Annotated in this window: 15 protein-coding genes and 1 pseudogene; 3 read left to right on the top strand and 13 right to left on the bottom strand. The window is 71.9% G+C overall.

Features of this window, described 5'->3' with window-relative positions; all coding sequences use genetic code 11:
- Positions 1–166: 166 nt before the first annotated feature.
- The 9 genes from SROS_RS22335 to SROS_RS22300 all read right to left on the bottom strand — a co-directional run bounded on the left by SROS_RS22335 (position 167) and on the right by SROS_RS22300 (position 14,243).
- Positions 167–4,225 carry a S8 family serine peptidase gene (locus SROS_RS22335; RefSeq protein ID WP_043652613.1) on the bottom strand — a complete coding sequence of 1,353 codons (4,059 nt, stop codon included), beginning with the start codon at positions 4,223–4,225 and terminating at the stop codon, positions 167–169.
- A gap of 125 nt (positions 4,226–4,350) precedes the next feature.
- Complete coding sequence (locus SROS_RS51075; protein ID WP_169369338.1) at positions 4,351–4,503, bottom strand: hypothetical protein; 153 nt, start codon at positions 4,501–4,503, stop codon at positions 4,351–4,353.
- 104 nt (positions 4,504–4,607) lie between these two features.
- Positions 4,608–7,499: a helix-turn-helix transcriptional regulator gene (locus SROS_RS53925; RefSeq protein ID WP_012891203.1), complete on the bottom strand. Its 2,892-nt coding sequence runs from the start codon at positions 7,497–7,499 to the stop codon at positions 4,608–4,610.
- 324 nt (positions 7,500–7,823) lie between these two features.
- On the bottom strand, positions 7,824–8,984 hold the full coding sequence (locus SROS_RS22325) for an epoxide hydrolase family protein (RefSeq protein WP_012891202.1): 1,161 nt from the start codon (positions 8,982–8,984) through the stop codon (positions 7,824–7,826).
- A gap of 300 nt (positions 8,985–9,284) precedes the next feature.
- Entirely contained in the window at positions 9,285–9,890 is a 606-nt protein-coding gene (locus SROS_RS22320; protein WP_012891201.1) for a response regulator transcription factor, read from the bottom strand.
- 112 nt (positions 9,891–10,002) lie between these two features.
- Positions 10,003–10,800 carry an amino acid ABC transporter ATP-binding protein gene (locus tag SROS_RS22315; RefSeq protein ID WP_012891200.1) on the bottom strand — a complete coding sequence of 266 codons (798 nt, stop codon included), beginning with the start codon at positions 10,798–10,800 and terminating at the stop codon, positions 10,003–10,005.
- Positions 10,797–11,705 (bottom strand): amino acid ABC transporter permease, encoded by a 909-nt coding sequence (locus SROS_RS22310; RefSeq protein ID WP_043656380.1) that lies wholly within the window; start codon positions 11,703–11,705, stop codon positions 10,797–10,799. Before SROS_RS22310 ends, SROS_RS22315 begins: the two co-directional genes overlap by 4 nt.
- 2 nt (positions 11,706–11,707) lie before the next feature.
- Positions 11,708–12,661, bottom strand: a complete 954-nt coding sequence (locus SROS_RS22305; RefSeq protein ID WP_012891198.1) for an ABC transporter substrate-binding protein — start codon at positions 12,659–12,661, stop codon at positions 11,708–11,710.
- A gap of 13 nt (positions 12,662–12,674) precedes the next feature.
- The gene (locus SROS_RS22300) at positions 12,675–14,243 is read right to left on the bottom strand and encodes an amidohydrolase (RefSeq protein WP_012891197.1); all 1,569 of its coding nucleotides are present in this window, start codon (positions 14,241–14,243) and stop codon (positions 12,675–12,677) included.
- Between the two features lie 109 nt (positions 14,244–14,352).
- On the opposite strand from SROS_RS22300, the gene SROS_RS22295 reads away from it, so the two are divergent.
- Together SROS_RS22295 and SROS_RS22290 are read left to right on the top strand one after the other, a co-directional pair.
- Positions 14,353–15,228: a LysR family transcriptional regulator gene (locus tag SROS_RS22295; RefSeq protein ID WP_012891196.1), complete on the top strand. Its 876-nt coding sequence runs from the start codon at positions 14,353–14,355 to the stop codon at positions 15,226–15,228.
- A 143-nt stretch (positions 15,229–15,371) separates the two neighbouring features.
- Positions 15,372–16,553 (top strand): amidase, encoded by a 1,182-nt coding sequence (locus SROS_RS22290; RefSeq protein WP_012891195.1) that lies wholly within the window; start codon positions 15,372–15,374, stop codon positions 16,551–16,553.
- A 39-nt stretch (positions 16,554–16,592) separates the two neighbouring features.
- Here SROS_RS22290 and SROS_RS22285 read toward each other — a convergent pair whose 3' ends face one another.
- Entirely contained in the window at positions 16,593–17,636 is a 1,044-nt protein-coding gene (locus SROS_RS22285; RefSeq protein WP_052317009.1) for an Lrp/AsnC family transcriptional regulator, read from the bottom strand.
- Between the two features lie 119 nt (positions 17,637–17,755).
- On the opposite strand from SROS_RS22285, the pseudogene cuyB reads away from it, so the two are divergent.
- A pseudogene (gene cuyB / locus SROS_RS47630) lies at positions 17,756–18,448 on the top strand (cysteate racemase); the annotation flags it as partial.
- A gap of 26 nt (positions 18,449–18,474) precedes the next feature.
- Here the strand turns inward: cuyB and SROS_RS54460 are convergent.
- The 3 genes from SROS_RS54460 to SROS_RS22265 are packed head-to-tail and all read right to left on the bottom strand — an operon-like array spanning position 18,475 to position 20,341.
- Positions 18,475–19,230, bottom strand: a complete 756-nt coding sequence (locus tag SROS_RS54460) for a hypothetical protein (protein ID WP_043652607.1) — start codon at positions 19,228–19,230, stop codon at positions 18,475–18,477.
- Entirely contained in the window at positions 19,227–19,604 is a 378-nt protein-coding gene (locus tag SROS_RS22270; RefSeq protein WP_012891192.1) for a PadR family transcriptional regulator, read from the bottom strand. The genes SROS_RS54460 and SROS_RS22270 overlap by 4 nt, the downstream gene beginning before the upstream one ends.
- Positions 19,605–19,618: 14 nt before the next feature.
- Complete coding sequence (locus tag SROS_RS22265; protein ID WP_012891191.1) at positions 19,619–20,341, bottom strand: CPBP family intramembrane glutamic endopeptidase; 723 nt, start codon at positions 20,339–20,341, stop codon at positions 19,619–19,621.
- Positions 20,342–20,345 lie beyond the last annotated feature (4 nt).

Genomic DNA, 20,345 nt, shown 5'->3' with positions numbered 1-20,345 from the left:
GTAGCCGAAGAAGGCGGGAGATCATCACCACCTCATAGCCGGTGCCCATGGCGGTGATGGCGTTGCCGACCACGAAAGCGAGCCTCCGGCGGCGGACCGGGACAGACCCCGGGTCACGGTGAGTGACCCGGGGTTTCCCTATGTGCTGCTCCGTGCGGTCGTGCGGTTATCCGGCGGCGTGGCCGCGGAGGTTGAAGGCGCGGACGGTGGTCTGCTTGACGGTGTTGCCCGCCTTGTCCCAGGCCTCGACCTTGAGGGTCACGGCACCCTTGGTCTGCTGGAGGGCGGGGTAGCGGGTGGTGGCGGTGTAGGTCCCGTCCTTGTCGCGCTTGACGGAGACGGGGGTGTAGGTGGCGCCGTCGTCGGTGCTGGCCCACAGCTTCAGGCCGGCGATGTCAGGCATCTTGGAGGCGGAGGGGGAGTGGTAGGGGGAGACGGTGAAGGTGTGCGTACGGCCCGCGCGGACGCTGTTGGCGGCGTCCAGGGTGTCGCCCAGGTCGTAGCTGACGAACACGACCGGGGCGGGCTTGCAGGGCTCCGCGGTGCCGTACAGCGCTTCGAGGGAGCAGAAGGATCCGGGCAGTCGCTCGGCCTTGACCGGGGCGGTGAAGGTCCATTCGGCGTCGTGCCGGTCGTTCTTGGCGGTCAGCCGGTAGCTGCCGGGCCCTTCCGGCAGGGTGAAGACCGGCAGGATGGTGGTGCCGCCGGTGCTGGTGCGCGGGATCTCCTTGCCGTCCTGCCAGAGGCGGACGTCGAAGCCCGGCTTGGTCAGGTCGTCCGTCGGCCAGTAGCCGCCGTTGTACTTCCTGGTGCCCGGCGAGCCGTAGCTGGGCTCGAACTCCGCCCACAGACGGTCGCCCTGGACGCAGAGCATGCACCGGAAGAACCAGCCGAGGTTCGCGCCCGGCTTGGCGAGCTTGTAGACCTTGTCGGAGCCGGTCGCGACGCCGGGCGTGAACGGGGTGGTCAGCCAGGACTGCCGGGTGCGGACCGGCTTGTCGAACACCTCCAGGGCCCACTGCGGAACCCGGGCATCAGCTGGTGTACTGCGCATCTCCTCCATGCCGTGCGACCAGAGAACCCCGGAGTCGAGCGGTCCGACCCAGTCGCGGCGTTCCTGCAGGGTGAGCCGGGGGCCGCCCCACGCGGAGACGGAGGTCGACATCGGCATCACGTCGTCGGGCTTCTGCGCGTACCGCCAGTCGTTGTAGCGCGCGGGGGCGACGGTGTGGGTGTCCACGTCGATCCGTGCCAGGTCGCGCTCGGCGAAGGTGTAGTGCAGCGAGCGGGGCACCCGGCCCTCTTCGTAGGGGGCGAAGGTGTAGGTGTAGGGCGACTCCTCGGTGCCGGTCACCCGGAGGGTGACCGGCTTGCCGCCGGCGAGCCGGTCGCGCAGGCCGACCCCCTCACGGGAGGGCAGGGACACGGTGGGGACGCCGATGGGCTTGGCCTCTCCGGTGAACGGGATCTGCGTGATGCTCAGCGGGATCGCGCAACCGGTCCCGGGCTGCGGGAAGTACGCGATCGCGGCCGCGCCGGCGTCGCGGATCGGGCCGATCCGCTCGATCTGGACTCCGCACATGGGGCCGGACAAACCCTCTGACATCGGCGCTTCCATCAGGACGAGCTTGCCGCGCAGGTCGCGGCCCGCGATGTCCTCGGGCCTGCCCTCGCCGACGTCGACGACCTCCAGGTCGCGGGTGCCGGTGAACGGCCGGAAGTCGGGGAAGCCGTCGTACTGCTCGTGCACGCCGTAGGTGTTGATGCCGTGCAGCGCGGAGACCGGGTGCAGGGTGAGCCCGCCCCGCCCGCGTATGCTCATTTCGACCTCAGGCCTGCCGAGAGTGAAGCGGGTGTGGAAGCGGAAGGCGCCCTTGGTGACCTTCTCCGTGGGCAGGGCCCACAGCCGGGACCAGGTGCGGTCGGGCCACGTGAATCCCATGTAGGGGGTGCCGTTGCTCACGGTCCGCTGATACGCCAGGTAGGGGACGTTGCTCAACGGTTCGGCCGGCTGCGGGGTGGTGAATCGGATCTCGGTCAGCTTGCGGGCGTCGAGCGTGATCTCGGTGTCCCCGGTGACGGTGAGCTCGGGCACGGACAGGAACGCCAGGTTGCCCCTTTCGTCGTCGCCGACCCAGCTCAGCACCTGCGTCACGCTGATGACACCCTGCGGGACGCGGGTGACCGTGGTCCCTTCGGCGGTCAGGGCGACACCGCCGAGGACGCCCTTGTCGCCGGACACGTCGATGGTGTCCTGGGCCAAAGGACTGCGCGGCTTGCCGTCGCGGCCCAGGGTGTGGATGGTGAGCGTGGCCTTGGGCACCTCACGCACCACGCCTACGGGGATGCGCAGCTGGACGCCGTCGGCGGTCGCGGTGACGGCGCCGGTGTAGTTGTCCAGGTCGGCCAGGGTCTTGGGGTCGACGGTGGCGGTGGTGGTCGCGGTGCCTCCGGCCGGCACGGTGAGCGTCGTCTCGGCGATGCTCAGCCCGCCCTCGACCGCGCTGCCGTCCGACTTGCGCAGGCCGGGGGTCAGGGTCAGGGTGACCGGCCGGCCGCCCAGGTTGGTGTAGGTCAGCTCCCGGGTCACGGGGGCGGCGTCGCTCTCGACGGCGCCGAAGTCGGCCCCGGTGGTGACGGCGAAGACCTGCTGGGTGTAGGCCCTGGCCACGTCGACCCGGCCGGCGCCCTGCTTGTACACGCTGAGCGCGTCGTCCTTGGCGGTCGACATGAGCGCGGCCTTGATCTGCGGGCCCGTCCAGTCCGGGTGCTGCTGCGTCATGATGGCGGCGGCGCCGGCGACGTGCGGGGTGGCCATCGAGGTGCCGTTCGCGGCCGTGTAGTGCTCGTCGAGCGGGGTGCCCATGGTCGTGCCGGCGGCGCGCGCAGCGGCGATGGCCACGCCAGGAGCGGCGATGTCCGGCTTGAGGCCACCGCCGACACGCGGTCCCTGGCTGGAGAAAGTGGCCCACGCGTCGCTCTTGTCGACGGCGGCCACGGTCAGCGCGGCGTCGGCCGTGCCGGGGGTGGCGACGGTCTCGGCGCCCGACGCGCCGGCGTTGCCCGCGGCGATCACGAACAGCGCGCCGGTGGAGGCGCTGAGCACGTTGACCGCCTGGCTCATCGGGTCGGTCCCGTCGGAGGCGCCGCCGCCGAGGCTCATGCTGATCACCTTGGCGCCGGAGGCCGCAGCCCACTCCATGCCCTCGATGATCTGGGAGTCGCTGCCGGAGCCCTCGTTGGCCAGCACCTTGCCGACGATCAGCTGGGCGCCGGGCGCGACGCCCTTGTGCTTGCCGCCCCCCGCCGCGCCGGAGCCGGCGATGGTGGAGGCGACGTGGGTGCCGTGGCCGTGGCCGTCCTGCACCTCCTGGCCGGGGATGAAGGACCTGCTGTCGACGATCCTGTCGGCCAGGTCGGGGTGCTTGGCGTCGACGCCGGTGTCCAGGACAGCGACCTTCACGCCGGCGCCGTCGTGGCCGCCGGCCCACGCCTGCGGCGCGCCGATCATCGGGACGCTCTCGGCGAGGTCGGCCTTCACCTTGCCGTCCAGCCACACCTTGGCGATGTCGCCGCGCAGCGTGTCCGGCACGTTGGCCGGCCCGGCGATCCCGTTCGCGCTCTTCTTGTCCGGTACGGCCCGCACCGCGTTCCAGAACGTGCCCGCCTCGGCCTTGGTGACCTGGAGCGCCGAGGCGTTGACGCTCTCCAGGGTGAGCACGGGCTCGCTGGCCGGGATGGCCTTGGCGGCCGAGGCGACGGCCTTGTCCGTGTGCTGACGCGGGTACTGCACGATGACGGGCAGCTGCTTGGTCTTGTCGTCGGTGTAGCCGTTCTCGGCCAGGTAGGTGACGTTGAACAGCTCCCGGTCCAGGCGGCCGGCGTTGATGGCGGGCACGGCGTCGCTGGGGGTGACGTACACGCCCTTCGGGGTGGCCAGCGTGGACAGCTGGGCGCTGGTGCCGTCGGGGCGGACGCTCGCCTCGGGGCGCACGGCGTACTTGCCGCCGCCGGCGTCGCTCAACCTCACCTTGTCCCCGGTGATCAGGGTGACCGTGCGGTCACCCTGGCCCAGTCCGGTCAGCGCGATCGGGCCGGTGACCGGTCCCGTCGCCGGGGCGGCGGGGGCGGGCTCCTGTTTCTGGGCGAAGGCGGCCGTGCCCGGCGCCACCAGGGTGCCCAGCACCATGGCCGAGGCCGCCAGGAGCGATCCTCCGCGCGTCACCTTCCGTCTCGTGCCGGTCCGGGCAGGGGGAGGGCCGGGGTCGCCGCCCGGCGGGGGCTGGTCAGGGGCTCTGTGTGCAGACATGCGGAACTGCCCTTTCGGGAGCTGGGGGGTGGGGGGAGAGGTCAGAGGGGCTCGAACCCCTCGGGGGTGTCGTCGAGGAACTCGGCGGCCGCCTCACCCGGCGGGGCGGCGGGAGACACCCGCCCTTCCTGGTCTGCGTCGGCCTCCGGGGCGGCGTCGGCCAGGCGGCCATCCGTGGAGTCGGTTTCGGACATGCCGTTAGCGTCGCCTGCGCGGCACGCCGGGACCATGGGTAGGGCCCCCCATTCGGAGGGCCGTAACCGGGTGGGGTACTACGGGGGTACACGTGCGGGACGGTTCAGAGACCGTCGCGGTCGACGCCCAGGTGCATCCCGAGGGCGGCGCGAGAGCGGAGCCCGAGCTTGCGCAGCACGGCGCCGAGATGCTTCTCCACCGTTCGGGGGGACACGAAAAGCTGCTGGCCGATCTCCCGGTTGGTCAGCCCGGCGGCGGCCATTTCGGCGATCTCCCGCTCCCGGGGAGACAGCCCGCCGCCGTATCCCTGCGGGCCACCGGGGTATCGCCCCTTCACCGCCACCCCGTACTTGCGGGCCAGCTGCGCGGCGCGGTCCAGATCCCATCGGGCGCCCAACGTCTGAAATGTCGTGATCGCCGCGCGTAGCGGTTCCTCGGCCCGCGGGTCCGCGGCGGCGAAGAGGCAGCCGGCCGCCTGTTCACGGGCCTGGGCCGCCTCGTACGGGGCTCCCAGCCGGTCGTAGGCGGACGCGGCCGCCAGGAACTGTTCGGCGGCGGCCGTACGGCCGGCCTCCAGGTGCCCGCGCGCGTGCGCCAGCGCGGCCGGAGCCATCGGAGCGTCCAGGCCGTCGAGCAGCACGGAGAGCCGGGCGATCAGGTCGGCGGCCTCGTCGTGCCCGCCGATGCCGGCCATCGCCTCGGCCAGCGCGGGCACCGCCCGTACCGCCAGCGGCCAGAGCCCCTTGGTCTCCCATACGGTGACCGCCGCGCCGGTCACCGCGAGCGCCGCCTCGGCCTCGCCGCGTGCGGTGGACAGCCGGAGAAATCCGGTCATGGACAGGGGGAGCAGTTCGTAGCCGCCCAGAGCCAGGGTGCGCTGGACGACGTCGTGGAGTTCGCGGCGGGCGGTGTCGAGGTCGCCGTGCGTGAGCGCCAGGCAGGCCGCGACCGTCTCGGCGGTGATCCGGTCGGACGGGCGCCCGCCGTACTCGTCGAGAAGCAGCGCGGTCTCCTGGTCCAGCCCGTCCCATGTGCCCCGGCAGTACGCCAGCAGCAGCGAGACCAACCGGCACCGGGCCAGTGGTTCCCGGGAGGATTCCTCACCGGCCGCCCCCTGCGACGCGGCGGCCAGCAGCTGGTCGGCGAGCTCGAAATGCCCGGCGCAACACACGTTCTCCGCGATGGACCGGTAGGCGTTCACCTCCTGGCGATGCCGCGGCCGGCCGCCGGTCCGCCGGCGGATACCGTCGGTCAGCGCGGCCCAGCGCGGATCACCGAATCCGCTCAGCGAGGCCGCGATCTTGCCGAGCACGAAGATCTCCTCCACCGGATCGCCTATGGAGGGCACCACCTCCAGGGCCCGGTCCAGCCACATGGTGTGCTCGGCCAGCGTCACAGCCGCGTCCATCGGCCTCCCGAGCGCCGCCATCACCCACGCCGCGAGTTCGGGCTGGTCGCCGAGGTCGTCGACCGCTGCCGTGAGAGCGCGCCGCTGCGCCCCGGGGTCGTCGCCGAGCCTCTCCTGCAGCAGGCTGATCAGGAAGTGCAGCTGCCCGCGCAACGGCCCCGGCTGCTCGGACTCCAGAGCCTCCGACAGCAGGTCGATCACCTCCGGGGGACGCAGCACCTGGCCGGCGGCCCAGCCCAGCCGCACCGCCAGGTGCCCCCGGCGTTCGGGCTCCAGCGGCGCGTTCCGCAGCACGTCCTCCAGAATCCGCACGGCCTCGGCGTCGTCGCCCAGCTCCGACGCCTGGCCGGCGGCCTGATCCGCGGCGTCCACCCATTCCCGCAGCAGACCGGCATGGCGCAGATGGTGAGCCTCCTGCCCCAGTGGCACCGGCTCCACCGTGCGTACGGCGGCCGCCGCCCGGGCGTGCAGGTCCTGCCGCCGCCCCAGGGGGATCCCCCCGTACACCGCCTGCGCGGCGAGCACATGCCGGAAGGCCACCGTCCCGTCCTGCTCGGCCAGCAGCCCCGAGACCAGCAGCTCGTCCAGCCCGGCCACGGTCTCGGCCCGGGACAGCCCGCTCACCTGGGCCAGCACCGCCACCCGCGCCGGCACCTGCAGCACCGCCGCCGCCTCGGCCACCCCGCGCGCCGCCGCGGACAGCCGGCCCACCCGCTCGCGCACCGAGTCACGGACCCCCGGCGGCACATCCAGCTCCGCCAGCGCCTTCCGCGCCCATCGCCCGCTGCGCAGCTGGATCAGCGCACCTCGTTCCCGCAGCAACGCCAGCAGTTCCTGCACCGCCAGCGGCAGGCCCGACGACAGCTCATGCAGGTGCGCCCCGAAGTCGGGGGTGACGTCCTCCGCGTCCAGGATCGAAGCCGCGAGCACGCCGGTCTGTTCGGCGTCCAGGGGCTCCAGCACGACATGGTCGTGGAAGACCGAGTCCGCGAGCCGGCCCGTCGCCTCCCGGATCCCGGCTCCGACCTCCTCACCCCGGTAGACGAGCACCACCGACATCCGGGCCGGCAGGGCCGACAGCAGGTAGGCGAGGAACTCGACCGTCTGCTCGTCCGCCCAGTGCAGGTCCTCCATCACCAGCACCAGCGGTCCCAGCGCGCTCAGCACCTCCGCGAGACCGCGGAACAGCCGGTGTCGTTCGGCCGCCCGGTCGTCCAGCGGTTCCAGAGCAGGCGGCAGCACCCCCGCCAGCTCCGGCAGCAACCCCCGCAGGGCACCCGTGACCGGCGACAGCTCGGCCCGCGCCAGCAGTTCACCCGTGCCGCGCAGCGCCTCCACCAGCGGCCCCAGGGGGAACGGCTCCCGGATCCGCCGGGCACCCCCGCCGAGGAGCAGGCGCCCCGCCATATCGGGGTGGGCCGCCATCTCCGCCACCAGCCGGGTCTTGCCGATGCCTGCTTCCCCTTCCAGGACCGCCACGGCGGGCGGACGGCTCACCGCGGTCACCAGACGCCGTAACTGGGCCTCACGCCCCACCAGGACCGGAGAAACCACCCGTCCCGCGGCCGTACCGCCGTCCATCGCCATCCGGCACGCCTCCACTCATCCGGCCCAGCTCCACAACGGCCACTCGGACTCTAGGCCCTGAACCGTTACGATCCGGATAATTCAAACAGTAAGCCCCTGCCGCCACTACCGCCCCTCCCGTAACCGGCCGGTCTCTCATGATCACCGTGCTGCCGTCCGGGTTCACGGGGGTGACGTGATGGATACCGCTGGTAGTCCGCATGGCGTCGCGGTCGCCGGGGTCTCGCGACGCGGGTCGTGGGCGTGGATGCGCCGGTGGAGGCCGGCCCCGGATCCCGGCCGTCGTCCACGGGAAGTCGCGTCGCCGGGATCCGGGCCGGGCCGTCAGGTGAGCTTGCGGAAGAACCCCCGGATGTCGTCGATCAGCAGGTCGGGGGCGTCATGGGCGGCCCAGTGGCTACCGCGGTCGTACTCGTTCCACGACACGATGTTGGCGTGGTCGCGCTCGGCGAAGCGGCGCAGCGGGCGGAAGTCGTAGGCGAAGGAGGCCAGGCCCATGGGGAAGGTGGTCGGTTCGGTGTCCTTGTCCCCGTGGTGGTTCTCGTAGTAGAACCGCGCCGAGGAGGCGGCGGTGTTGGTCAGCCAGTAGATCGTGGCGTTGGTGAGGATCAGGTCGGGGTCCGGGAGGCCGCCCAGCAGCTGGCCGATCCAGGCGAGCTGCCCCGCGGGCGAGTCGGCCAGGGCGTGGGCGAGGGTCTGCGGCTGGGCCTGCTGGGCACGGTCGTGGACGGCGTGCTCGACGAAGGACTGCAGGAAGCCCAGATACTCCATGTCCTGCGGGGAGAGGCCCTCGAATTCGGCGGGATCGCCGGAGGGGAAGGAGAAGATCTGGTTGACGTGGACGCCGATGACCTGGTCGCCGTGGCGGCGGCCCAGCAGGGGGCTGACGATCGCGCCGGCGTCGTTGCCGTGCGCGCCGAACCGCTCGTAGCCCAGGCGGCGCATCAGCTCGGCCCAGGCGTCGGCGGTGCGGGCCGCGTTCCAGCCCTTGCTCCGGGTGTGGCCGGAGAATCCGAAGCCCGGCAGGGACGGGATGACCACGTGGAAGGCGTCGGCGGGGTCGCCGCCGTGCGCGACGGGGTCGGTGAGCGGGCCGATCAGGCCCAGGTACTCCACGAAGGTGTTGGGCCAGCCGTGGGTGAGGATCAGCGGCGTGGCGTCCGGCTCGGGGGACCTGACGTGGAGGAAGTGGATGAGCTGCCCATCGATCTCGGTGGTGAACTGCGGGAAGGCATTGATCTTGGCCTCCCATGCCCGCCAGTCGTAGGAGCTGCGCCACCGCGCCACCAGATCCCGCACGAACGACGCGGGCACGCCGTACTCCCAGCCGGGCTGTACCGGGCCCCGCTGCACCCCGTCGGTCACCTCGGACTCGGGCAGTTCCTCGGCGGACCGGGTACGGGCCAGCCGGTCCGCCAGGTCGTCCAGGTCGGCCTGCGGAATCTCGACGCGGAACGGTTCGATCTTCTTCTCGTCAAAGCTCACAGATGATCCATTCATTGGTTGAGCCACTTCACGTGGCCCCGACCCGCACAAGCTTCGCAACGGGCACGGTTGTGCGGGTAGTGCCTCCCGCACCGTTTCCGATGGTGTTCGCAGGTCTCCCGGATGCGCTCCGTGTGCGATGGACATGCAGATCGCACATCCGAGATCCGCGGCGTACCCATGTCCTTCCGGGACGCCTGGACAGGGGGTCGCGCATGCACCGGCTCCGTGACGCCGGCTGGTCTCCGGGCCCGGCGCGGGTCTACCTGGCCGGACCGGTGGCGACCGCCGTGGGACGCCTCAGATCCAGCCGGCCTCGGTGGCGATCCGGATGGCGTCCACCCGGTTGCGCGCGTTGAGCTTGGTGACGGAGGAGGCCAGATAGTTGCGCACCGTCCCGTACGACAGGCCGATCCGCGCCGCGATCTCCGGCGGCTCGGCACCGGAGGCGGTGAGGCGGAGCACCTCGGACTCACGCTCGGTCAGCGGGCTGCCCTGGACGTTGAGGGCCGCGAAGGCGAGCTGGGGATCCACCACCCGGCCGCCCCCGGCGACGGTGCGGATGGCCTCGATCAGCTCCTTCGGCCGGGAGTCCTTGACCATGAACCCCGCCACGTGCGAGGACATCGCCCGGCGCAGGCTGCCGGGCCGCCCGACGCCGGTGAGGATCAGCGCCCGGCACTCCGGCAGCCGTTCGTGCAGCTCGGCGGCCGCGCTGAGCCCGTCCATGCCGGGCAGCTCGATGTCGATCACGGCCACGTCGGGACGGGTGCGCAGAGCCGTCGGCACGATCACGTCACCGCTCCCGACCTCGGCGACGATCTCGATGTCGTCCTCCAATGCCAGCAGGGCGGCCAGCGCCTCCCGCAGCATGCTCATGTCCTCGGCCAGCAGAACGCGGATCACTCGGCCCCCCTCCATCCGGTGACGACTCGTCCTCGCCAGGATAGAGAGCCGCACGGCCGGCAACGGCATCGCCGGCATCCGCGCCCCACCGCCCCGGCCACCTGACGGAGCGCTACCGGGGCTCCTGGCGCTCCTTCGGGTGGAGCACGCTGGAAAGGAAGGCCCTGGTCCGTTCGTGGCCCGGGTTGGCCAGGAGTTCGCGGGGCCGGCCCCGCTCGACGACCACGCCGTCGGCGAAGAAGGTCAGCCAGTCGCCGACCTCCCTGGCGAAGGCGATCTCGTGGGTCACCACGACCATCGTCATCCCCTCGGCGGCCAGGCCCTTCATGACCTCCAGAACCTCGTCGACCAGCTCCGGGTCCAGGGCGGAGGTGGGCTCGTCGAACAGCATCAGCGCCGGGTTCATCGCCAGCGCCCTGGCGATGGCCACCCGCTGCTGCTGGCCGCCGGAGAGCTGGTGGGGCCGCTTGTGCGCGTGGTCGGCCAGGCCCACCCGCTCCAGGTGCTCCATGGCCAGCGCCCGCGCCCGGTCCGCCGGGGTGCCCAGGACGTGGACGGGCCCGCAGGCTACGTTCTCCAGCGCGCTGTGGTGGGCGAACAGGTTGAAGCGCTGGAACACCATGCCGATGTTCCTGCGGAAGGCGGCGAACTCCTTGGGCGTCCAGGGGTGGTACCTGTCGCCGCGCAGGGTGTGGCCGACCTCCTGGTCGAGCACCCGCAGGCTGCCGCCGAGCACCGGCTCCAGGCCGTTGATGCACCGCAGGAACGTGGACTTGCCCGAGCCCGACGGGCCGATGACGCAGCTCACCTCGCCGGAGGCGACGGTGAGGTCCACGCCGTTGAGCACCTGCACCTCGCCGTAGCCCATCCGGACGCCCGAAGCCTGCACGACCTGCGCCGACGCGTTCATGCGGCCGCCTTCGGCAGGATCCTGGCGGCCAGGCCGCCGCCGCGCACCAGCCGTACGGCCTCGGAGCCGAAGCGGCGCTCCAGCCTGCCCTGCAGGAAGGTCGCCACGGCGGTCATGAGCATGTACCACAGGCTCGCCACGATCAGCAGCTCCATGATCAGATTGTTCGCCTTGTATATCTGGCTGGCGTTGGTCATCAGGTCGTGCCCGGCGACCACGTAGACCAGCGAGGTGGTCTTCAGCATGGAGATGAACTCGTTGCCGGTGGGCGGGATGATGATGCGCAGCGCCTGGGGCAGCACGATGACCCGCATCCGCTTGGCCGGGGTCATGCCCAGCGCGTACGCCGCCTCGGTCTGGCCCTTGTCGACGGCCTGGATCCCGGCGCGCACGGTCTCGGCGAAGTAGGCGGCCAGGTTCAGCCCCAGCCCGAGCATGGCCGAGGTGAAGCCGGTCATCACCTGGTTGGTGTCCCACTTGACGCCGATCATGGTGAACGGGACCTTCAGCACCAGCTCGGGGAACAGGAACGCCAGGTTGTACCAGAAGATGAGCTGCACCAGCACCGGCGTGCCGCGGAAGAACCAGATGTAGAACGTGGCCAGCCCGCTCAGCACCGGGTTGTGCGCCAGCCGCATGATCGCGACCAGCACGCCCAGCACCAGCCCGAGGGCCGTGGCCAGGACCGAGATCTCGATGGTGACCCAGACCCCGCTCAGGATCCGCTCGTGGAACACGTACTCGGCGACCTTGCCCCAGTCCAGGTTCGGGTTGGCCACGATGAGGTAGGCCAGCCGGGCCGCGACCGCCAGCGCGACCGCCGCGGCCAGCCAGCGGCCCCAGTGCCAGGTCCGCGCGACGGGGATCGGCCTGCCCGACGCGTCGGTGATCGGTTCGGTCCGCACGGTCACTTACCGCCGTTGATCACAGCGGACTGGACGGCCAGCTTGTCGAGGTTCCACGCCGCGAGCAGTTTGCCGTACTCCCCGCTCTGGATGAGCGCGTCCAGCGCGCCCTTGACGGACTCGATGAGCTCCTTGTTGTCCGGCTTCATCCCGATGCCCCACGGGCTCTCGGTGCCTTCGAGGGCGATCGCCTCCATGGCGAGCTTGGGATCTGCGGACTTGTAGGCGGCCACCACGTAGTCGGTGACGATGGCCTGCGCGCGACCGTTGCTCACCTGGAGCATGGCCTCCGTGTCGCCGGGGAACTTCAGGATGTTCACCGCGGCCTTGCCGTCCTTCTTGCAGTCGGCGTCGTAGCTCTCGGCCAGCTCCATCGAGGAGCCGTTGTCGACGACGGAGACCGTCTTGCCGCACAGGTCCTTCGGCCCGGTGACGCCGGCCGGGTTGCCCTTCTTGACCAGCATCCCCGAGCCCGCCTGCACGTAGTCGACGAAGGTGACCTGTCCCTGCCGCTCGGGGTTGTCGGTCATCGAGGAGATGACGAAGTCGTAGCGGCCGGTGAGCACGCCGGGGATCTGCGAGTTGAACTCCTCGTCGGTGATGGTCACCTTGACGCCGAGCTTCCTGGCGATGGCCCTGGCCAGGGCGGGGTCGAACCCGATCGGGGTCTTGCCGTCGCTGGCGAACAGCTCCATCGGCGGGTAGCCGATGGAGGAGACGACCTTCAGGCCGCCGGACTTCAGGCTCGCCGGCGCCTTGGCGGCGAGGTCCTTGTCGGGGGTGATGGCGTTGATGACGTCGGCAGCCTTCTCCTCGGTGGGAGCCTGGTCGAGGACGATGTCCGGCGCCGCGGCCGCCGCGCCGGACGTGCCGCCGTCCAGGGACTGGGCACCGCAGGCCGTGGTGGCGGCCAGCAGTGCGCCGGCGGCGAGCGTGGTGAGGATCCGGGTGTTCAAGGGGGGTGCTCCTTCAGGAGTGCTGCCAGCGGACTTCGCCGCCGACGACGGTGGTCATGACCTTGGTGCGCAGCACCGCGTCCGGCGACTCCACGAAGGGGTCGGTGTCCACGGCGATGAAGTCGGCGAGCTTGCCGGGGGCGAGGACGCCCTTGCGGTCCTCCTCGCCCGCGGCGTAGGCCGCGCCGAGGGTGTGGGCGGTGAGGGCCTCGCCCATGCTCAGCCGCTGCTCGGGCTGCCAGCCACCGGCGGGCGTGCCGTCGGTGCGGGTACGGGTCACCGCGGCGTACAGCGCGGCGAAGGGGTTGGGGTGCTCGACCGGGGCGTCGGAGCCGAAGGCCAGCGCGACGCCGACGTTCAGCATCCCGCGCCAGGCGTAGGAGGCCAGCTCGTGCCCGGCCAGCAGGGAGTCGACCAGGTCGATGTCGCTGGTGCAGTGCACGGGCTGCATCGAGGCGACGATGCCCAGCCTGGCCATCCTGGTCAGGTCGCCGGTCCGCAGGTGCTGGGCGTGCTCGATGCGGTGCCGCAGCCCCGCCGTACGGCCGATGGCCTCGTAGGCGTCGATGACCAGGTGGTTGGCCTGGTCCCCGATGGCGTGCGTGGCCACCGCGATGCCGGCCCCGGCGGCCGTGCCGAACAGCTTGACCAGGTCCTCGTACGGCGTGACCGCGATGCCCACGTTGCCCTGCTCGCCGGCGAAGGACTCGCCCATGTGGCAGGTGTGCGAGCCCAGTGCCCCGTCGCTGAAGATCTTCACGGGCCCGGTGCGGAACCAGTCGTCGCCCTGCCCGGTGCGGCGCCCCTCGGCGATGGCCGCCTCCAGGTGAATCGTCGGGATCGCCTTGTGCACGCGTAGCTTCAGCTCCCCGGCCTCGCGCAGCTCCAGGTAGGCGGCCCGGCAGTCCTCGCCGTCGATGTCGTGCACGCTGGTCAGGCCGAGTGCGAGCAGCTCCTCCTGGCCGGCGCGGAGCTGGTCGCGCAGGTCGGCGGAGACCATGAGGTTGCGCAGCGGGTAGGAGGCCGACTCGCGCAGGATGCCGGTGGGCTCCCCGCTCGCGTCCCTGACGATCTCGCCGCCCACCGGGTCGGGGGTGGTGGCGTCGATGCCGGCCAGCCGCAGGGCCGCGGAGTTGGCCCACACCGTGTGGCCGTCCACGCTGGGCAGCGCGACCGGCAGCTCGGGGCAGACCGAGTCCAGCGCGTACCTGTCCGGCTGCGCCGGCGGATCCCAGGTGTTGCTGTTCCACCGGCCGCCGAACAGCCAGGCGCCCGGTCGCAGCCGCGCGGCGTGCGCGGCGACCCTGGCCAGCGCGTCGTCCAGGGAGCGCACGTCGCGCAGGTCCACCGCGTCCAGGCTCTGGGCGTACTGCGCGGTGTGGATGTGGGCGTCGTAGAGGCCGGGGAGCACCGCGGCGCCCTCCAGGTCGATCAGCTCCGCTCCCCGGCCCGCGGCCTCGCGCACCTCCGCCTCTCCGCCGACGGCCAGCAGCCGCTCGCCGTCCACGGCCATGGCCCGGGCCAACGGGTTGCCGCTGTCTCCTGTGCGGATGGCGGCGTTGCGGTACACGCGGATGCTCATGTGACTCTCTAGGGCTCGATTGACGGTGGCCATCACTGTAGGAGTGGCGGAAAGAAGTCGGAAGCGCTATAAACACGACATTTAGCAACCCTGAGCACAAGGAACTCTTATGCTGAAGCCGGAACACCTGCGCACTCTCCGTGAAGTCGTTCAGCTGGGGTCCTTCGCCGCCGCCGCCAACCGGCTCGGCTACACCTCGTCGGCCGTCTCCCAGCAGATGGCCGCGCTGGAGCGGGAGATCGGCGTGAAGCTGTTCGCCCGCTCCGCCCACAGCGTGCTGCCCACCAGCGCCGCCGAGGTGCTGGCCAGGCAGGCGGAGACCGTGCTCATCGACATCGAGCGCATGGTCGCCACCGTCCAGGCGGTGCACAGGAACAGCGAGCGGCAGATCCGCCTGGGCATCTTCCCCAGCTTCGCCGACGTGCTGACCGGAGTCCTGCGGCGGATGGAGCCCGAGGAGCGCGCCGGCATCAGGGTCTCCGTCGCCGAGTCCTCCCAGCTCATCCCGCGCCTGGGCGCCGGCGGCGAGATGGACGCGGCGATCATCTACCAGGTGGGGAACTCCGGCCTGACATGGCCGTCGGCGCTGGGGCGGCGCTGGATCGCCGAGGACCGCTACAAGCTCGTCCTGCCGCGCAGCTGGCCCGACCTGGCGCCCTACCGGGTCGAGCACCTCGTCGACCTGCCGTGGATCATGCACCACCCGGCGACCAGCGACGCCTCCCTCTTCGAAGGCCTGTTCGCCCACTGGGGCCTGCACCCTCGGGTGGCCTGCCACTCCGACGATTTCAAGATCACCATAGCCATGATCGGGGCGGGGATGGGCGCCGCGCTCGTCCCCGACCTCGCGCTGCGCGGGCACGGCCCGGACGTCGTGGTCGTCGACGTACCGTGGCTGAACATCAGCCGCAGCATCTTCACCCTCGTCCACCCCGACCGCGAGACCGCCCGGCTGCAGTCCCTGCTGGACGCGCTGACGGTCTGACCGGTCCCGCGCACTCGACTGGGCGCGGCGGATCTGCCAGCATGTGCCGGATTACGGGCGCGGCCGGTGACGGACCCGGCGCGCCGGATCCGTCACCGGCCGGCTCCCCTGTGGCTGGGGCGGGCGTTAGGAGGTCCTTGACCGTGGAACACGAGGCGGCGATCGCCAGGTCCGCCGAGGCAATACGCCTGCACAGCGGGCACAACATCCTCATCGAGTCCGGCGCCGAGCCGGTCATCGACCGGCTCGCACGCCGCGACCGGCCGGTGCCCGCCACGCCGCCCGAGCTGTGGGCCTGGACGTTCGTGGTCAAGGACATGATCGATGTCGCCGGGCTCCGCACGACCCGGGGGTCCGCGCTGTACGGGAGCGAGGAGGCGCTGACCACCGCGCCGTGCGTCGAGCTGCTGGAGCGTGCCGGGGCGCTCCTGGTCGGCAAGGCGAACCAGCACGAGTTCGCCTGGGGCGTCACGAGCGAGAACCCGCACTGGGGTGATGTGCGCAACCCGCGCCACGAGCACCTGGCTCCCGGCGGGTCGAGCGGCGGCACGGCTGCGGCGCTCGCCGCCGGGATCGCCCGGTTCGGCCTCGGTACCGACACCGGCGGCTCGGTGAGGATCCCGGCGGCCTGCTGCGGCGTGGTCGGACTGCGCCCAAGAGCCGGCGCCATTTCCACCGAGGGGGTCGCCCCCCTCGCCCCGATGTTCGACGTGGTAGGGCCGATGGCCACCTCGGTCGCCGACTGCGCGCGCGTGTGGCAGGTGCTCTCCGGGGAGGCCGTCGAGCCGCCGGGATCGCTGTCGGGGCTGGTCGTCGGCGTCGCCGACGGGTGCGCGCAGGCAGGGGAGTTCGCAGCCCTGGGCGCAGAGGTCCGCGAGATCGCACTGCCGTACGGGATCCTCTCCCCGTACTGGACGATCGTGGGCGCGCAGGCCCGGCGCACCCACGAGGCCACCTACCCGGCGAACGCCGCGAGCTACAGCGCGGGCGTGCGGCGGAAGCTGGACGACGCCGCCGGGATCGGCCATCGGGAGTACCGCCGGGCCGTGGAGGAACTTTCGGCGGTCCGGGCCCGGTTCTCGGCGGAGATGTCCGGGATCGACGTCCTGATCACGCCGACGCTCGGTGGCCCCGCGCCGCGGGCCGGGTGCGACGAGGCCGCCGTCCGCGGCGAGGTCGGCCGGATCACGTCCGTCGTGTCCGCGCTCGGACTGCCCGCCCTGGCCATCGGAGACCTGCAGGTGGTGGGGCGCGGCGAGGCCGACGTGCTGCGGGTCGGCCTGTGCTGGGAGGCCCGTGGGGGAGCGATCCCCACGCCGCGCTGAACCTCGGACGCGCGGTGACAGGCTCCACGGGGCTGAACCTCAGACGCGCGGTGACAGGCTCCACGGGTCCACCGGCACGACGCCCGTGCAGCGGCCGAAGGGGTCGAGGATCCGCCCGTAGAGCTTCGACTGCCTCAGGACGATCTGCCGGTCGGCGATGCTCACGTACGGGAACCGCTCCTCAAGGCGCATCACCAGCGGATGCAGGTCGGAGACCCCGTGCAGGCCGACGGTGAGGAGCATGTTGCGGGCTCCCGCGAGCGCCGCGCACGTCCGCGTCTCCGGCCAGTCGAGCAGCGCCCGGCCCGTCTCCTCCAGCAGGCCGTCCGGCATCCGCAGCCACAGCACCGCCGAGGAGTGCCAGCCCGCGTGCGAGCGCGCCAGGTCGCAGCGGAAGTCGATGTCACCGGTCGCGACCAGGCGTGACAGCCTGCGCTGCACCGTGCGTTCGGACGTGCCGACGGCTTCCGCGAGCTCGGAGTAGCCGGCGCGGCCGTCGGCGAGCAGGGCCTTGAACAGCAACCGGTCGATCTCGTCCATCTGCCTGGTGGACTCCGCCGGCCCGGGTCGTCTGGCCAGCGCGCCCGCGGATCGAGGCGGCAGCACCCTCAGCCGCCAGCGGCACGAGGCCTCGAAGACGCGCGTGGCGACATGGGTGCGCACCTTCGCCACGCCGGGCACCCGCGGCAGATCGGTGAGCAGGTAGTCCGCCAGCGCCGGCATCGACGCGGCGACGGCGATCACGAACAGGTCGTGGCCGGCGGCGACGTGCTGCACGGTGATGAGGTGGCCCGCCGTCGCGAGCGTGCCGGCGACCTCGACCGCCGCCCCGGCCTCGCAGTCGATCTCCAGGAAGGCCATGCTCATCGCGTGCATCTGGCGCTGCCCCAGGGCGACGGTGGTCCATGCCTCACCCGTGCTGTTCAGCCGCTGCCAGCGCCGCGCCGCCGTCACCGGATCCGCGCGGGTCGCCGCCCCGACATCCACCCAGCTCGCCCGGGGGTTGATCTGGAGGGCGTCGATGAGTTCGAGGTCGGTCTCCGACAGCAACCGCCGAGGTTCGATGCCGGAATCCTGCACCATCACTCCTTTGGTGTCACATTGCTGCGTTTGAACACCGAGTTCACCTTATACCTCGATCCTTGTGCGGGCAGCCGCCCCGGCTCACCCCCGGCTCACCGCATGGGAGAGGACGCTTCTCGATGACTCGGTTCCACGATCGCGCCCCGCTGAGCGCGACCCGGCTGGTCGGCGTCTTAGGCGGCATGGGCCCGGCGGCCACGGTCGACTTCTACGGCAAGCTCGTGGAGGAGACGGCGGCCACCTGCGACCAGGGTCACGTGCCCGTCGTCATCTGGGGTGACCCCCGCGTCCCCGACCGTTCCCTGAGCCTGCTCGGCGGCGGCGAGGACCCGACCCCGTATCTGCGGCGCGGCGTCGAGGCGCTGAAGCAGGCGGGGTGCGAGCTGCTCGCCGTACCCTGCAACACCGCCCACGCCTTCGTCCCGCGCTTGGCGGACGAGGCCGGGCTGGAGCTGGTGAGCATCATCGAGGTCACGGCCGACGCCCTGGCCGCCGACGGCGTCCGCGCGGCCGGTGTGCTGGCCACCTCGGGCACCCTGCACGCCGGCCTGTACGCGGACGCTCTGCGCCGGCGCGGCGTGGCGGTGATCGAGCCGGACGAGCCCGGCCAGCGGCAGGTCACGGCGGCCATCGGTGCCGTCAAGAGCGGCGGCGTCCAACCGGCCCACCGGCGGGCGCTGGCGGAGCTCTCCCGTTCCCTCGCCGATCGCGGCGCCGAGCGGGTCGTCACCGCGTGCACCGAGCTCGTCCTGGCGCTGGACCGCTCCCGCGTCCCCGTCCCGGTGCTCGACCCCGCCCGCCTGCTTGCCCGCCGGGTTGTCGGCCTGGCGCTCGGCGCTCAGCGCCTCCTGCCGCGCCGCCACAACACGGTCATCGGGACCAGCGCGCCCACGGCCGCCCCGGTGAGCAGGCCCAGGACGGTGTCGAGGCTGTCGTCGGAGCCGTCGATCTCCGCTCCGACGGAGCGCAGCAGTGGCACCAGGGCCGCCGCCGTCAGCACCAGCACAGCGGAGACGAAGGCGTAGAACTTCGGGCTGAGGAAGATGTTGCGCCCCGGAGCCCCCGGCGGGGCGGTCAGCTCGGCGGCGGGCCCCAGGCTGGCGGCCCTGGGCCGCTTGAAGTACTCGAAGCACACCCACCTGCCGCACGGCTCCCAGCCGTCGGGAGCGAGCAGGTCGAGCACGCCCTGGCGGCGGCCGGGCGAGACCAGCTCCCTCCTGTACTCCCACTGCTGGGGGTGCTCGGGGTCGCGGGCGCTGACGAACAGGCCCTTCCCGTCGACCCCGTCGACCTCCCAGCCCTGCGCGCCGTACTCGTTGAGCATCTTGACGTCGTGGAACAGGTCGGCGGTCCAGTGCCAGAAGCGGGCGTCCGCGGCGGGCCCGGCCGACGGGGCCGGGGCGGCGGTCAGCTCCCGGGCAAGCTCGGCCGCCGGGCCGAACTCCTCCTCGGGGTCGCCGCCGCTCTCGGCGAGGTAGCCGGCGAGGTCGTCGAGCGTGGCCCTGATCCGGTCGGCCGGCATGCCCGCCTCGGCCAGGACCGCGGCGAGCTCGTCGAAGTAGCCGTCGGTGGTCTCGTCGGCGCGGCCGCTCATCGGAGTTTCCCTTCATGCGAACCCGCGGGCTGAGGTGTCTCGACGTGGCCCCTGGCCAGCACGGCGCGTACCGACTCCTCGAAGCCCAGCCAGAGCCCCCCCTGCTCGGCGAGCGTCTGCCTGCCCAGGTCGGTGAGCCGGTAGTAGCGGCGGCCGGGCCCGCGCTCGGTCGCCCGGAACTCGGCGGTGACCAGCCCCGCCTCCTCCAGCCGGTTGAGCACCGGGTAGAGGGTGCCGCCCTTGATCTGGCCGAGGCCCGACTCGGCGAGGTCCTTGGCGATCTCGTAGCCATAGTTCTCACCGGCCGTGAGGCTGGCGAGAACGAGCAGGTCGAGCACGCCCTTGAGCCAGCTCGCGCGTCGGTCGCTCGTCATGGTAGCGATCCTATCTAGCATGCGTGCTCGACCACCGCACGTCGCGGACGCGGGACGAACACCAGGCCGCGCAGGTCGATCAGCGCGTGGAGCAGGATCGGCAGGAGCAGGCTGCCGGTCCTCAGATAGAGCGAGGTCAGGCCGGCGCCGAGCAGGGTGACCACGAGCATGCCGCGCCAGCCCTGGTAAAGGTGGCCGGCGACGAACACCGCCAGCGCGCCGACGGCCGCGACCTCCTTGCTCAGGCCGAGCGCGCCCATGCCGACCGCGATGAGCAGGCCCCGGTAGACGATCTCCTCGGTGATGCCCGCGGTCACCGACAGGCCCGCGGCGTACCAGCGCTCGGCCGTGGTGCGCGGCAGCAGGTGGTGGACGGCCTGCTGCCCGGGGACGGGCTTGCCCCTGGCCGCCAGCCATCTGAGGACGAGCACGCCGACCGTGGCGGCGACCAGGAATCCGACGATCGTGCCGAGGATCTCGCTCGGAACCTCCTTGATCACCAGGCCGATGTCCGCGGCGTCAAGGCCCGGTTCCACGGTGACGATGAGCAGCGCCGCGGCGGCCAGCGCCCACAGCTCGGCGCTCCAGAGCGTGAACATCCGGCGGTAGGCGGTGGGGTCCTGATCGCGGGTACGGGCCAGCTTGTCGTAGGTGCGCTTGCCGAGCAGGGGACTGGCGACGGCCAGGTAGCCGACAAGGACGACCGCCAGGACGAGTGTCAAAGGGGTGAACGACATGGGG

The sequence above is a fragment of the Streptosporangium roseum DSM 43021 genome, assembly GCF_000024865.1.
GTDB lineage: Bacteria > Actinomycetota > Actinomycetes > Streptosporangiales > Streptosporangiaceae > Streptosporangium > Streptosporangium roseum.
This window is presented reverse-complemented; position numbering and strand designations above follow the sequence as displayed.

Coding starts and splice junctions, on each gene's coding strand:
- SROS_RS22270 (WP_012891192.1), bottom strand. CDS start 19,604: ATGACGAGCGACCGACGCGCGAGCTGGCTCAAGGGCGTGCTCGACCTG.
- SROS_RS54460 (WP_043652607.1), bottom strand. CDS start 19,230: ATGAGCGGCCGCGCCGACGAGACCACCGACGGCTACTTCGACGAGCTC.
- SROS_RS22315 (WP_012891200.1), bottom strand. CDS start 10,800: ATGAACGCGTCGGCGCAGGTCGTGCAGGCTTCGGGCGTCCGGATGGGC.
- SROS_RS22285 (WP_052317009.1), bottom strand. CDS start 17,636: ATGGTGCAGGATTCCGGCATCGAACCTCGGCGGTTGCTGTCGGAGACC.
- SROS_RS51075 (WP_169369338.1), bottom strand. CDS start 4,503: ATGTCCGAAACCGACTCCACGGATGGCCGCCTGGCCGACGCCGCCCCG.
- SROS_RS53925 (WP_012891203.1), bottom strand. CDS start 7,499: ATGGCGATGGACGGCGGTACGGCCGCGGGACGGGTGGTTTCTCCGGTC.
- SROS_RS22300 (WP_012891197.1), bottom strand. CDS start 14,243: ATGAGCATCCGCGTGTACCGCAACGCCGCCATCCGCACAGGAGACAGC.
- SROS_RS22295 (WP_012891196.1), top strand. CDS start 14,353: ATGCTGAAGCCGGAACACCTGCGCACTCTCCGTGAAGTCGTTCAGCTG.
- SROS_RS22265 (WP_012891191.1), bottom strand. CDS start 20,341: ATGTCGTTCACCCCTTTGACACTCGTCCTGGCGGTCGTCCTTGTCGGC.